Genomic DNA, 14207 nt, shown 5'->3' on the forward strand with positions numbered 1-14207 from the left:
TCACTCTTTGCCTTCTCCTTATTCGTTATCTTCTTTCAATCACTTGCAGCCGATAGGTTAAGCTTTCCAAGGTCGCCGTCACCATGCCTTTCATGTATTCCCGGTACGTATCATTTTGAATGAAAAGCTGAGGCATATGCTCTTCCGGAATATCCTTTATACAGCCCCTATAAAGTTCGTCTAGCTGAGTCTCACGGGGAAGCTCACCTGTAATCGCAATAGTTACCGGGTTAATAATGGCAATGATCGAGGTTAGCGTATTTACAGCCAATCGTACAAAGCCTTCATTGGTATGCAGTTGCCGCAGTTGCTCCTCGCGTGTCATTCCAAAAGGTAAAAAAGAAACTTCGCCGCCGAATTTCGTGTTACCGGATAATATGTGCCCGTCAACGATAAAACCGGCACCGGGAAAATGGTTTTTGGGAAACGTAACGACGGCAAACGTCTTTTCTTCTTCGAAATTTTGTAAATGATAAAAACCATAAACCGTCATATTCATGTCGTTTTCAATGGTGACTGACACTTCATATTTTTCCTCAAAATAGGGTCCTACCGGTTTGCCTGCAAGGTCTGGAACATCGCAAACGCCGATTACTCCGCGATGGACGACACCAGGTATTCCAATGCCGATTGCCTGTACATTACCGTTTTCGCCTACAAGTTTTTCGATCAGCCCATCAATCACATCGACGTCGATATGTTGCAGTTCTATCGTTGTCTCTTTGACGGTTTCGCCGATCAGATTCACAATACTGTAACTGATGGAGTGAATGCCTCCTTCCGTCTTGACAAGCAAACAAACGACGCAGCCAAAGTCGGCGTTATACTTATACTGTTTGGCAGGTCTGCCGCCACTTGGTCCATCTGACTCCAGCTCAATAACCTCACCAACAGCGACAAGTTCGTTTAATATGGTACCGCATGTGGCTACGCTTAGCCTGGTCAGGTTTGCAATCGACGCTTTGGTTCCGATCCCCTGCGCTTTTAGCACATGTTTTACCAGTTCTACGTTCATTTTTTTGAGTTGAATCGTATTGTGTGTAACAGGCTGCATGTTTTCTCCCTTTAATTAATACTTTTTATAACTCATTTAATAAATGGAGTATAACGTTCCTTGATTGTGAAGTCAATATTTTACTCTGTGCATGCTTAGAATAACTGACGCAAGATTCATAGTATATACCTATAAGCTTGATCGAATTTACATCTTGGACGGGCTCGAAAGCTGCATCTTATAATGAAAATGTCATTACAGAAAAAGGATGGGTGGATTTCATGATTCAAATCGTACTTTCAACGCTATTATCCGTTATCGTTCCGCTGTCCATACCGGTGATTTCCGGGTTTTTGCTCGGCAAATTCATGAAGCTGGAAACCAAACCGCTGTCGACGTTATACTTATACTTTTTAAGTCCTGCGATGATTCTCGACACGCTGCTCAAGGCACAGCTTTCTCTGCATGATGTAGCGCAGACTGCTGCCTTTTCGATATTGAATCTGCTGCTGTTATGGGGAATTGCTCAATTGGCAGGGAAAATCTTCAAGTTAAGCGCCCCGGAAACGGCTGGACTTACCTTGATCTCCACGCTGACCAATAGTGCGAATTATGGGTTGCCGCTCATTTTGCTTGCCTTTGGGCAGCTTGGATTGGATAAAGCCTCTGTGTATGTGGTCATTCAGATAATTCTGGTCAATACCCTTGGAGTTTATTTTGCAGCCCGCTCTGAATTTTCCGTTCAAAGCGCAGTCAAGTCGGTATTCTCACTGCCTGCGATCTATGCAGCTATACTTGCCCTGGGGCTGCGTCTGCTGGATTGGCATTTGCCCTCCGGCGTTCAATCGGGCGTCTCAATGATTGCTGCGGCCTATTCTCCGGTCGTGCTGGCGATCCTTGGCACCCAGATGGCTTATGTGAAAATATTCAAGCTGGAGCCGTCTATTAAAAAAGCAAGCTACGCAGGACTCATCATCCGGCTTCTGCTCTCTCCGCTTACGGCCTATCTTGCCATGCTGATACTGGGGATATCAGACCTTCTGTTCTCCGTGCTCTTTATTCTGGCCTCCATGCCGGTTGCCGTGAATGCTGTCATATTAGCAGAAAAATTTAATGCATCGCCCAAACTGGTATCCACCTGCATCCTGTGGAGCACGATTGCCTCATTCCTGATTTTGCCTATTCTCATTATGATCGTAGCAGGATAGCTAGAAAAAAAGACTCTCTATCGTGTAGAGAATCCAGTATGCAGCCTGTTGTCGACTTCAGGCTGCATACAATCCATTATCGTATTCGTGGAAAACTGATCCAGCCCAGCAGATTTAATCTTGATTTTTTTCCCTTTTCCCGGATTTGTCCCATAAATTCCCCGAGAAATTGTTCCCACTTTAAACCTATTTCTTTTTTCGTGCTATCGTTTTCAAGCACGCATCTTACACTTTGGTTTAAGGCCGATTCCAGATGCGTTAAGGCTTCGCGTAAATGATTATCTATATTTTGTTCGTTCATCTATCCGTTCTCCTCACTTTTGGGTATCGTCAAGCAATGAGATTTCTTGGTCGAGCTGTTTTTTCATTCTTTCAAATTGGGCTTCGGCAATGATATCTTCCACTTCTTGCCGCGCTAATTGAATGTAAGATTTGCCCCGATTGATCAAATTGGCTCCGCCTTGCATGCCAGCTTCGGCAAGAGGGCGGAAAGTAGTTTTAGCAATGGGAAGCAAAGCGGAAGCCGCAAAGGCGAGCGCAGTACCAATAACCATTCTTTCAAAGCTATTTTGCACCATCGTGATCCTCCTTGTAATTGAGGATTTTGCAAAAATCCAATAAGCGACTTCCAATCAACAATATATAGATCAAAATGGTCTAGTTTGTCTATATATTGCACTTTGGAGCGACTGGAATCGAATTTTGCAAAATCCTGAGTTAAGTATTACTGCGGCTGATTAAGCCGCAGCGTAGATGTGGTTTGCAGAGTCATCCTCACTTGTCTGATTTTTTGAAATCAAAGTCAAAATCGGTTTGGACAAAAGAGATACCGATCCGGCTACGCCAAGGATAGGAATCCAATATTTCAGCGGCAGACGGGCGGTGTGGAAAAACCCGGTCAATGGCGGGATATACAAGGCTCCTAGTAGAGCCAGCCAGGAAATGCAGAGAGCCCCGATCAGAAAGCGATCTTTTGTCCAATCGCGCACTGTTTCTTCAGAGCCTTCCTGTCGCCACGAAAAGGTTTGTATCAATTGCCCCGCGACCAATGTTGCAAAAGCAACGCTTTGAGCCACAGGCATCGGAGCACCAACTGCAAGGCTTGCGGCAAATAGGCCGAGCGATCCCAATCCCAGCAGAACCCCTCTTGTAATCACTTTCCGGTACAGGTCTTTATCGATGAAATCCGTTCGTTTCTGCTGCTTTGTTTTCTGACCTGGATTTACAGCAAGAACCATTGCCGGTAAAGCGTCGGTCAACAAATTCATCAGCAGAATTTGAATAGGAACCAAAGGAATCGGCAATCCGACCATCACGGCGACGCTGGTAACGATGATCTCGGCCAGATTTCCGGTTAATAAACAGCCGAGTGCCTTACGAATATTTCCAATAATTGTTCGGCCTTCTTTAACCCCCTCCAGAATGGTGCCGAAATGATCTTCCGTTAGCACCATATCCGCAGTTTCCTTCGTTACTTCCGTTCCTGTTCTTCCCATTGCGATACCAACGTTGGCTTGCTTGATAGCAGGCGTATCGTTGACGCCATCACCAGTCATGGCAACGATTTGCCCTCTTTTTTGCAGCGCTGTTACAATGCGAAGCTTGTGCTCAGGTGTGACCCGGGCAAAAATGGATACTTGCTCCACAATTTGGCTCAACTCTTCGTCTGATAAACGGTCAAGCTCATGTCCGGTTACAACACTTTGCGCATCACTGTTAATTCCGAGCTGCTTCGCGATGGCAATGGCAGTAATCGGGTGGTCGCCTGTGATCATCACAGGTTTTAGCCCGAGTGCAAATGCCTCCTGAATATTTTGTTCTACTTCAGGCTTGGGTGGGTCCATCATGCCAGCCAAACCGACATAAATTAAGTCATGTTCGTCATCAATGGACTCGTTGTCGGCGCTCTCATCGAGAGGTCGATACGCGAAAGCAAGCACACGAAGTGCTGCGGCTGAGAACTTTTCATTTTGCTGTGCAATGTGCTGCTTCTGTTCTTCGGATAGAGGCAATATCTCCCCGTTTTTTTGATATCGATTACAATGGCGGAGAATCGTCTCAACGGCTCCTTTGGAAAAGAGATAGCATTCCTGCTCCGCCTGAACATCCTTGCAAACCACGCTCATTTTCGCGGTTTTAGAGTCAAATGGAATTTCATGCCCACGATGCCAGTGGGTCATATCGTTAAGCCACAGTCCGTTTTTGGCTGCAAGCGTCAAAAGCGCGCCCTCAGTCGGGTCCCCTTTGGTCAGCCACTGTCCTTCCTGCTGCTCTAGCTTGCTGTTATTGCATAGCAAGCAGATTTGCAGCAAGCGAGTCAAATCAGGATGGGTTGAGGGGTCTTCACAACTTTCTACATTATTGAGCTCTGCAGTTGCAGCGGCAGCCTCGGAAGCAAGCTCCTCCAATGCTCCCGTCGGTTCGTAGCCATCGCCTGTTACAGTCCATGCACGATCCGCGGTAGAGAGCGCTTTTACCGTCATTTCATTTTTGGTTAATGTACCAGTCTTGTCTGTGCAAATAACCGTGGTCCTTCCTAGTGTTTCCAATGAGGAAAGCTTTCGGATCAGCGCGTTTTTCTTCGCCATACGGAATATGCCTGCGCTGAGAGCAATGGTGATGGTAACCGGAAGCCCTTCAGGGATGGCAGAAGCCGCCAGCGTGATCGAAGTCGAAATGATTTGTGGAAAAGGGATGCCACGGAGCATACCCATTGCAAATACGATTCCTCCCACGATGAGAGCGCCTTTCACAAATTTTTTGCTAATTGACGTTACTTTTTCCTGTAAAGGGGTTACTTCTTTTTCATCCTGCTTTAAAAGCGACATTAAATGCCCCATCTCAGTATTCATCCCGGTTTGGACAACAATACCAATTCCCTTGCCTCCGCACACGTCGGTTCCCATGAAGAGCATGTTGGTTCGCTCAGATAAAGCACAATCCTCTGAGAGAGAGGACTCATTCTTTTCGACGGGAAGAGATTCCCCAGTCAGAGCCGACTCGTTGACGCTCATGTTCCATGAGTTGATCAACCGAATATCGGCTGGAACGCGATCCCCTGCTTCCAGGGAAACGATATCTCCAGGCACCAATTCCACAGCGTTTAGCTCTACGTGCTGGCCTTGTCTGATGACTTTACATGCCGGGGGTTGAAATTGATTCAGCTTGTCCACAACTTTTTCCGCTTTGCGTTCCTGAATCGTACCAATTGCGGCATTCGCGAGCAGGATTGCCCCCATTGCAAGTCCATCAAATAATCCGCCCGTAAGAAAGGCGAGTGCACTTGTCCCAAGGAGGATCAGAGTTGTGAATTCCTTGAATTGGCCCAAATATGCAATGAGCCAAGGAGTAGGTTTTTTACTTTCAAGCTGATTTGAGCCATATTGGGTTCTCATAGAAAGAACCTGATCAGACGTCAACCCGTTTTGCAGGTTTGTTTGAAACTTCGTGAAAATCTGTTCGTTAGGCAGTTGATGCCAGGCAAAAGCTTCGGAAGCGACCGCAGCCTCGTTCTCATACGCCATTTCCGGTGGAGCTGGCAAGGCTTCGCTCCTGTTTTTCGTTCTGGACATAAACACAAGCGATAAAGCATCACTGATCAAATTGACCACTGGGGCACTGATCATGCCTAATGTAGCAAAAGCAGAGCCAAAAAGGTTCCATTTTTTAGCAATTAAAGCGTGCTCGTTTACGATCTGCTCTGTTTTCTCGGCGTACAAAGCGCTTTCCTGAATAGGCCGCAGCTCTTGAATGGAAATCGTCTGGATTCCGGCTTCTTTATAGAACTCATTGAGCGGATTTTGTTCCAGACCTGAGACAAATAAAACCTCTTCGCCATGCTGCTTCAGCACTGCGATCCGTTCAATCACTTCGCCTTGTTCAAAAGAGGACCAGCTTGTATCCATGCCGTATTGCGAAAGCTCGTCAGCACTGATATGCAGGCTGTTATGCAGCAGTCCAAGCCTCCAGCCTTTTTCGCTGAATGAAAAGGCGGCAGAGCCGTAGTCGTTGAACGTTGATTGCCGATGTCTGGCAATTAACCCAAGACATTCGCCTTTGCCATTCCCCTGGCTTCCAACCAAAAGGACATCGTATTCATTTCTTGCAAGCCTCTTTGATTTAAGCTCGAAGGCACTGCAATCAATACCGTGATCCTCCATGTATTTGTAGCTGCCAATGATAATCTGTCTATCATTGACTTTTCCTTTTATCCCCTCCGCCTCTTCTTCCACATGAAAAGCAGTGCGGATCGTCCGGCAAGTTCGTTTCGCCTGGCTGAACACTTCTTCTTTCCATGGATGTTCTGTTTTCTCCATTAATGAAGCCGCCAAACATATCACTTTATCCGTATCTTGTTCCTTCTCCGCCATGCATTGAATTTCTTCAATCTCTGGACGATTAAACAGGAGTGACGAATCTTCGAATAAAATCGTTTTCGTTCGAGCGAGTTGAGATAATGAGCCTTTTTCCGGAACTACGTATTTTCTTTCTCCTGAAACGAGCTCGGCCTGTTTCCAGGCATACTGGGCAGGTACAGTTATTACCCGCGGATTTGCTGCCAGAAGTACGGCAATGGCACGAAACGGATTCCGGGTAACGGCCCAGGTCATTCCGGCTGCAATGAGACCTAATTTACCTGCTTTATCGCTATATGCTTGAATTTCCGGTGACAAGGAAGCCTCTTGCTGTTCATTTAATACAGAACGGCTTCGCTTCCAGTTCAAATATTGCAAAATGCTGAGTCCGGCAAGCACTACAAGATTTTCGCGCATAAGCGCAAGAGCGAGAGCGCTTGTACCTAAAATGAGATCCGAGTTTATTTTTCTCTTGTCCGAATAGGTCTGAATTCCTCGTTTGAGAAAAGGGTAGCCGGTTACAACAGATACGAGCGCCGATAAATAGAACGGCGCCGGACTTCTTGCCAGGGCTGAACGTCCGAAAAAGACCTGCTTGATTCCCAGCACGGCTAAACCGCCCATGGAAATAGCCAACGGAATCGGGACTTTTTCCCTTGGCTCGCCCGTATTGGTCTTAGGCGTCGTAGAGATAATCGACTGATCACAAGGAATATCCAATTCAGCCTGAGCAGCGGCAGCTTCTCGCTTCGCTTCTTTCACCCCGGTAACCTCGTTGTGGATATCCGGGCGGGCTGTTAGATTGGCCGAACAAATCCGATCTTCTGTTTCACGGAGTATATGGAAAATGTCCTGCTCAGACACAAGCTTTACATCGTAAAGGAGCAGCACTCTGCCCGTCACTGTACAGGGTTCCGCTCTGTAAATTCCACTACAAGCGGACAGGCTTTTGGCTAAAAGCTCTGCGGCAGCTTTGCTCCCTTTCAAGCCGTGAATTTCCATACGTATCCTTCCTGGTAAAACATGAAGGAACCTGTTTTTGTTTCGCAGCGATACCATATCTAACCTCCCTTTTCCATACTTAAAATTCAACTTTACTTATGATTAACAATAGTTAGCAAAATATGCATTTTGTTTTCTGTATGTAAACCAGTATAAAAATTTCATTTAATGGAATTATTTTATTAACAACTTTTTAAGGAGAGGGTATTGTGGTCAAATCACCGCTTGGTATTATTTTCACTGCTGCGGCCATAGCACTTGCTGTGTCCCCCGAAGCCCGAAAAGCCGCACGCAAACTTGCCGTTAAAGGAGCAGCAATGATGCTTGAGCTCGCGGATCAAGTCAAAGACAGCACTAAAGAGCTACGGTCCACAGAAGCAGTAAAAATTGAAGAAAAAAATACAGAAAAGGTTTTGCTTCCGTAACAATTGGCAAATGTAAAATCATTAAAAAAATGCATAATGGGGAACTACTATCGTGGAGTAAAAAAATCAAGCAAAGGAGAGATCAGAATGCTTCAAGGCGGTTCATTATGGGGAGGTCTTATCTCCGGAGGTTTAACCCAATTGCAGGATACCATTAGCTTGACAAAAGGACAAATGGATAACAAAGACTATATGGTTCATACTTCGGGGAATTTGACAGGAGCACTCGGTGTCATGGCCGGTATTGAGTATGGGGCTATCCTCGGAACCTCGTTGCTGCCAGGAGTAGGGACAGTCCTTGGGTCCGTTGTTGGTGGGTTGTTAGGGAACAGTGTGGGCCAAACAGTCGGAATGCAAGCAGGCAGTGTGCTTCTTAACAACCGTTTGCTCAGCAACATGACACAATCCGCATCGAAAGTAACCGAGTCAATAACGGGCCCGGTAGTGGATGCAATGAAGACGACAGCATCTCACGAATAAATAACAAAATATCCATATAACTCGCTAACTTCGTTTAGCGAGTTTTCCCTATTTTAATAACGAGAGGAACCTGACAACCATGACTAAAAACGATGAGAATATTCCCGATACGATCACGATTCGCCTCAGCGCCACATGGCAATTGTTCCAAAAAATACGGTATTTATTATTTAGAAAAAAAGAATAGGCAGATGGAGGTGTGCGCTGTGAACTATATTAATCGTGAAATAAGCTGGCTTCAATTTAACAGACGTGTTCTTGAGGAAGCGCAGGACGAAAGTACTCCTCTGTTGGAGCGAACAAAGTTCTTATCGATTGTTTCTACCAATCTGGATGAGTTTGTCAGCGTCAGAGTCGCAGGACTTATGGATAAAATTAGAACGGGCAATCAAGAGGTCGATTTTACGGGCTTTACTCCGCAACAGTTACAAGATAAAGTAATCGTCATGATTGAGCAATTAGTAGCAGAACAGTATGCAACCCACGCGCGGATTCTTCGGCTGTTAAAGGAAGAAGGCCTTGTTTTCACTGATTTTGGTAAGCTTAGTCCTGCGCAGAAGAAAGAAATGGAAACCTATTATCTTGAAAAGGTATTTCCCGTGCTAACTCCTCTAGCTATCGATAAAAGCCGCCCTTTTCCATTGATTCGTTCGAAAAGTGTATATTTGGCCGTCGGTTTAAAGCCGCCTTCCGATGAATCGGGCAAGGAGGTTTATATTGCCTTGGTTGAAATTCCGTCCAATCTGCCTCGCTATATTAAAGTTCCGTCTCTATCCGATCATGATCATTGGCAGTTTATTTTGCTCGAGGATTTGATTAAGCAGCATATACACACTTTGTTTACTACGTATACGCCTGTAACTTTCCATACATTCCGCTTAACTCGAAATGCAGACCTTGATTTAAATGAGGAGGAAGCCGAAGATATCCTTGATGAAGTGGAAAAAGTATTACGCGCAAGAAAATGGGGTACTCCGGTTCGTTTGGAAATAGAAAAGGGATTTGATCCATTTGCACTGGAATTGCTAGAAAAAGAACTGGAGATAGAAAGCCGGTTTTTAATTACGAATGATGGACCTATTGACTTGAGCTACTTCATGTCATTCGCCAATTCGGTCGAGGGTTATGAGCACCTCAAGCATTCGAGATTTGATCCTCTTTGTCCACGGGAATTTACGAAGACAGACGATTTTTTTTCAGTGCTGCGAAAAAGAGATGTTCTTTTATTTCATCCGTATGAATCGTTTGATGTTGTTAATGATTTTGTTGAACATGCTGCTGCTGATCCATCCGTTATGGCTATCAAAATGACCTTGTATCGCGTAAACGGCAATTCACGCATTATCCGATCTTTGAATCGAGCTGCCGAAGCAGGAAAGCAGGTCACTGTAGTCGTCGAATTGAAAGCACGGTTCGATGAAGCTCGAAATATCGAATGGGCAAAAGAATTGGAAAAAGCAGGATGCCATGTCGTCTATGGCCTGTCCGGGTTGAAAATTCATGCCAAAATGATTTTGGTTGTACGTAAAGAAGCGGATTCTCTTAGACGTTACATCCATGTCTCCACCGGAAATTACAATGAAGTGTCGGCGCAAATATTTACAGATATCGGGCTGTTCTCTTCCTATCCGGAGATCGGCGAAGATGTCTCCAATTTATTCAACAAAATTACCGGATTTTCCGCCCCGAGCCAGTGGCATTACCTCAGCGTAGCTCCGGCGCATTTGAAACAACGGTTGTTGGATTGCATTCAGCGAGAAGTGGAAAATGCCTTGATCGGTAAACCTGCAAGGATTATAGCCAAAATGAATTCGCTGTCGAATAAACAGTTGGTCGACGAACTATACGCTGCATCCCAGGCAGGCGTCCGAATTGATCTGATCGTTCGCGGCATCTGCTGTTTGCGTCCAGGAATTCCCGGACTGAGCGACAATATTACCGTTCGCAGCATTGTCGGCCGATTTTTGGAACATTCCCGAATTTTTTATTTTGAGAATGCCGGCACGCCCCAATTGTGGCTATCCAGTGCGGACTGGATGACCAGAAATATGGACAAGCGGATTGAATTGATGTGTCCGCTATTGAATGAAGAACATCAATCTGTTGTCATCCAATATTTATTGCTGCTGCTAAATGATAATATGAAAGCCCGACAGCTGCTTCCCGATGGACGATATGTCATAGCGCACAATGAACAGCCCCCCTGCTGTAGCCAGATAGAGGCCAAAAATCTAGTAGTAAAGAAAAACAATTCTTTGACTATTCAAGACGATTGCATAACCCCGTTAACAGCCTCTGCACACACAAACGGGTCAGACCTGATTCACTGACTGCTATCATCTCCTGTTTGGTATTGCTTCATAAGATTGTGCAATTTATCCAAAAGATGTGGCGCCATATCCAAAATCTTGTCGTAAACAGTAGGAGAGTTATCCAGGTAAATCGTTTGAACGCCCATTTTGCCGATAATTAAAATTGCGAGAGGTGTTACGGACACACCTCCGCCCATACCTCCGCCGAATGACGGCATCACCCATGCGGATTCCTGATTGTGCCTGTCCAAATCGCTTCCACCTGCCGCAAAGCCATAGCTCACTTTACAAACCGGTATGATCATGGTTCCGTCAGACAAGGCAACCGGTTCTCCAATGGCCGTATTGACGTTCACCATGTCCTTTAAATGATCTTTCGCCGTTTTTACAAAAGATTGTAATGGATGCTCTGACATTCCAATCACCTCTCCACAATGGTTCTATTATGCCATTGTAGTCAGGATTGGAAAAGAATAAACCGCATTGACTCTCTATACCATAGAGAGCCATGCACGTTCCTGCCTCCAATCTACTTGCACAGGTGTTTCAAAAAAAGCACTAAGCGTTTCACTGCTTAGAATATCTGTCGTTTTACCTTTGGCAAAAACAGTGCCCCGGCGGATCAAAATCGTATGCGTGTACATCGGTAAAATTTCCTCGATATGATGTGTAACATACAATAAATTCGGCGAACCTGGCGATTCGGACAGCTGATGAATGCTGGTTAGCAACGATTCCCGGGAAAAGAAATCCAGACCGTTGCACGCCTCGTCCAAAATCAGCAGCTTGGGCGAGGCCATTAGCGCGCGGGCAATAAGCACTTTTTGCTTTTCACCCTGTGAGCACCCTTGATACAAACGGTCCACGAGGTGAGCACAACCCAGTTGGGTCATGAGGTGTACAGCCTGCTCATCATCCGTAGCTGTTGTTTGGTCATACAGTCCAATAGAGGCAAATTTGCCGCTAATGACAACATCCTGAGTGCGCTGACTGCCATTAATTCTTTCCTGTAAAGAAGAGCTGACCCAGCCGATAGATTTGCGCAACTCCCTCAGATCCACGTCCCCGAACGTATGTCCCAGCACACTGACACTGCCTGTAGTTGGCCATATGTAACCATTGATCATATTCAGCATCGTTGTTTTACCCGACCCATTCAGTCCAAGTACAGCCCAGTGCTCCCCCTCGGCTACCTGCCAGTTGATCTGATCCAGTATGGTGCGATTGTCTCTTTTCCAGCTTACATTGTTAAGTTCAATGACTCGGTTCATAATTGTTCCCCCTTTTATTGATCATATCATCTGATGTTTATAAGTACAGTAAAACTATTATTTTTACTACGTTAATCTTCACTTTCGTATAAGAATAGCACAGGGTTGCAGGTTGTACAACAGAAACGGAATCATGACCAATAACCCGCTTCTGCTGTCCCATACATACGAGAGCAGAAAGCGGGCCTTTTAGCTGTTCTATGATTTAAGATTCTGGAGCAATGAAGACCGATTTATGAGGCAGTTTTTTCGCTATTTCTCGAGGAAGACTCAAATTCGTTGCCAATACATCAACAGGGTTTCCAGCTAGCCACTCACTCAGATCAATGGCTTCGTAATGACCACTGTTAAAACCAATCAAAATGCGGCATACCTCTGATCCGATATTTTTAATATAATGCCCGGCTCCCATGGGTACATACCCTACATCTCCGGCTTCAAACTGCTCTGTCACTGCATTCCCCTCAGCAAGAAATACAGTCATTTCTGCATTACCGTCCAAATAGTATTGCCATTCGTCCGCATTCGGATGCCAGTGCATTTCTCGTAATCCGCCCCGCTCCAGCTCAATCACAGATCCTGCCATCGTCGAAGAAATCGGAAAATCTTCTACGGTAACTGTCCGTTGTGTCCCTCCACCCGGTGCTAATCTTGGCTGTTTGGCCATTAAAGGATATCGATGTTTAGTGATCAGATCGGAAGAAATGCGGGGATATGCATCATGAGATCCGTTAGAAGGTACAAGTCCTTTTACAAAATAGGCTTCCTTATCTGGCAAAAGAGCCAGCTCGTCGGCTGCAAGCCCCAGGTTCTGCATGACAACCTCCGCAGGAGTCTGAGCCAGAAAATCCGTTATACTGAACGTGTGATCCTCCGAAAAATCTCCATTATCAAAAATCAGTATAAAATGACACTCTCCAGGACCCAGACCTTGAATGGAATGACCGTAGCCACGCGGGAAATACCACACATCACCAGGATTGAAAATATCGACATACGAAGAACCATCTGGATGGATAACTGTTGTCCGACAAGAGCCGCTAATCACATAGGCCCATTCAGCCGCATTAGCATGCCAGTGAAGCTCACGCATTCCACCCGGCTCCAGACGCATAGAAACCCCTGCTATTCCTTCTGATACAGGAAAATCATGCACCGAAGCCCCACGTGTGATACCTCCCGGTCCGGTTCTGGGCTCCTTTTTCTCCAACGCATACTTAAATGATTTCATAGCCGATTCCTCCTTAAAATCATTTCATATGTCTGTATTTACTTATTATGTACTTCTATTATACACCTTTAATGTAAATAAAATCAAATCAAATATGCTCATTCTTTATCAACCGGATGCTCAATTTGATCCTTATACTCATCAAAATATAGATTTCCATTAGAACTGATTACGGCATAATTGACATTTTCAATAGAGAGCCCCTTCTTTTTGATCTGTGAATGCAGCCACTCTCTCGTTATGTCATTTTGTTGTAAATTCGCATCAATGATGTCTCCGTCCATAATCAATTCTATGGGAAAAGCCGGCTCAGATTGATTTTTCAAATGTAAATCCTTTCTGGTTACAGGCTGACTCTCCGGCTTTGGCAATACGGAAATGCTTCCATTCAGCTCAAGTACGGCATACTGAACTTCTTGAATATTAAAAATATTCTTTCCTCTTAGCTCCTGATTCAGAGTATCCAGTGTAATCTTAAGTTTTCTCATATTGCTCTCCATAATTTTTCCTTCCTGAATTAACACGGTTGGTTTTCCCGAAAACCAGCTTCGCAGCTTCCGGTTCTTCATGGAAAAAAACATCAGCAAGTAAGCAATCCCAGTAAATGTAAGTAAGGATGTTAGTAAAATCCTTATACTTATGGTGTTATTAAAGGCAAGATTCGCAGTAATAGCCCCCAATGTAATGACAGCTACAAAATCATGGTAGGTCATTTGCGCAATAGTCGATTTGCCCAATATACGTGCTATAAGCATCATAAGGGTAAATGCAGATATTGACCTTAACATCGTTTCCAATAATTCCATATACCAAGACCTCAGTTCTGATTGTTTTCTTGTAGTTTTTCCAACTTCATTTTTTTCATTACATTCTTTGCAAAGAAGGCAATGTATGACTCAACAAGCATCAGGAAATAGGATAAATAAAAA

At 44.9% G+C, this 14207-nt stretch carries 12 protein-coding genes; 4 read left to right on the plus strand and 8 right to left on the minus strand.

Annotated features, from left to right (window positions below; all coding sequences use genetic code 11):
- Positions 1 to 25: 25 nt before the first annotated feature.
- On the minus strand, positions 26 to 1054 hold the full coding sequence (locus B4V02_RS13565) for an ROK family protein (protein WP_094155199.1): 1029 nt from the start codon (positions 1052 to 1054) through the stop codon (positions 26 to 28).
- Between the two features lie 221 nt (positions 1055 to 1275).
- Between B4V02_RS13565 and B4V02_RS13570 the strand changes: the two genes are divergently transcribed.
- A complete protein-coding gene (locus B4V02_RS13570) occupies positions 1276 to 2202 on the plus strand; it encodes an AEC family transporter (RefSeq protein WP_094157009.1) in 927 nt (308 codons plus the stop codon).
- A 76-nt stretch (positions 2203 to 2278) separates the two neighbouring features.
- On the opposite strand, the gene B4V02_RS13575 is transcribed toward B4V02_RS13570, so the two are convergent.
- The 3 genes from B4V02_RS13575 to B4V02_RS13585 form a co-directional block, all read right to left on the minus strand.
- Complete coding sequence (locus B4V02_RS13575; protein WP_043890994.1) at positions 2279 to 2503, minus strand: hypothetical protein; 225 nt, start codon at positions 2501 to 2503, stop codon at positions 2279 to 2281.
- A 13-nt stretch (positions 2504 to 2516) separates the two neighbouring features.
- Positions 2517 to 2780, minus strand: a complete 264-nt coding sequence (locus B4V02_RS13580) for a DUF5132 domain-containing protein (RefSeq protein WP_094155200.1) — start codon at positions 2778 to 2780, stop codon at positions 2517 to 2519.
- A gap of 159 nt (positions 2781 to 2939) precedes the next feature.
- Positions 2940 to 7616 carry a cation-translocating P-type ATPase gene (locus B4V02_RS13585; RefSeq protein WP_094155201.1) on the minus strand — a complete coding sequence of 1559 codons (4677 nt, stop codon included), beginning with the start codon at positions 7614 to 7616 and terminating at the stop codon, positions 2940 to 2942.
- A 152-nt stretch (positions 7617 to 7768) separates the two neighbouring features.
- Between B4V02_RS13585 and B4V02_RS13590 the strand changes: the two genes are divergently transcribed.
- The 3 genes from B4V02_RS13590 to ppk1 all read left to right on the plus strand — a co-directional run bounded on the left by B4V02_RS13590 (position 7769) and on the right by ppk1 (position 10794).
- Positions 7769 to 7984, plus strand: coding sequence for a hypothetical protein (locus B4V02_RS13590; protein ID WP_094155202.1), 216 nt, complete (start codon positions 7769 to 7771; stop codon positions 7982 to 7984).
- Between the two features lie 87 nt (positions 7985 to 8071).
- On the plus strand, positions 8072 to 8464 hold the full coding sequence (locus tag B4V02_RS13595; RefSeq protein WP_094155203.1) for a hypothetical protein: 393 nt from the start codon (positions 8072 to 8074) through the stop codon (positions 8462 to 8464).
- 191 nt (positions 8465 to 8655) lie between these two features.
- Positions 8656 to 10794 (plus strand): polyphosphate kinase 1, encoded by a 2139-nt coding sequence (ppk1, locus tag B4V02_RS13600; RefSeq protein ID WP_167383759.1) that lies wholly within the window; start codon positions 8656 to 8658, stop codon positions 10792 to 10794.
- Here ppk1 and ytfJ read toward each other — a convergent pair.
- The 4 genes from ytfJ to B4V02_RS13620 all read right to left on the minus strand — a co-directional run bounded on the left by ytfJ (position 10788) and on the right by B4V02_RS13620 (position 14084).
- On the minus strand, positions 10788 to 11192 hold the full coding sequence (gene ytfJ, locus B4V02_RS13605) for a GerW family sporulation protein (protein ID WP_094155205.1): 405 nt from the start codon (positions 11190 to 11192) through the stop codon (positions 10788 to 10790). The two genes, ppk1 and ytfJ, sit on opposite strands and share 7 nt — an antisense overlap.
- A gap of 75 nt (positions 11193 to 11267) precedes the next feature.
- Complete coding sequence (locus B4V02_RS13610) at positions 11268 to 12047, minus strand: ABC transporter ATP-binding protein (protein ID WP_094155206.1); 780 nt, start codon at positions 12045 to 12047, stop codon at positions 11268 to 11270.
- Positions 12048 to 12252: 205 nt separating this feature from the next.
- Positions 12253 to 13278, minus strand: a complete 1026-nt coding sequence (locus tag B4V02_RS13615; RefSeq protein WP_094155207.1) for a cupin domain-containing protein — start codon at positions 13276 to 13278, stop codon at positions 12253 to 12255.
- A gap of 98 nt (positions 13279 to 13376) precedes the next feature.
- Positions 13377 to 14084 (minus strand): DUF421 domain-containing protein, encoded by a 708-nt coding sequence (locus B4V02_RS13620; protein WP_094155208.1) that lies wholly within the window; start codon positions 14082 to 14084, stop codon positions 13377 to 13379.
- Positions 14085 to 14207: the final 123 nt, after the last annotated feature.

It is taken from the genome of Paenibacillus kribbensis (genome assembly GCF_002240415.1).
GTDB lineage: Bacteria > Bacillota > Bacilli > Paenibacillales > Paenibacillaceae > Paenibacillus > Paenibacillus kribbensis.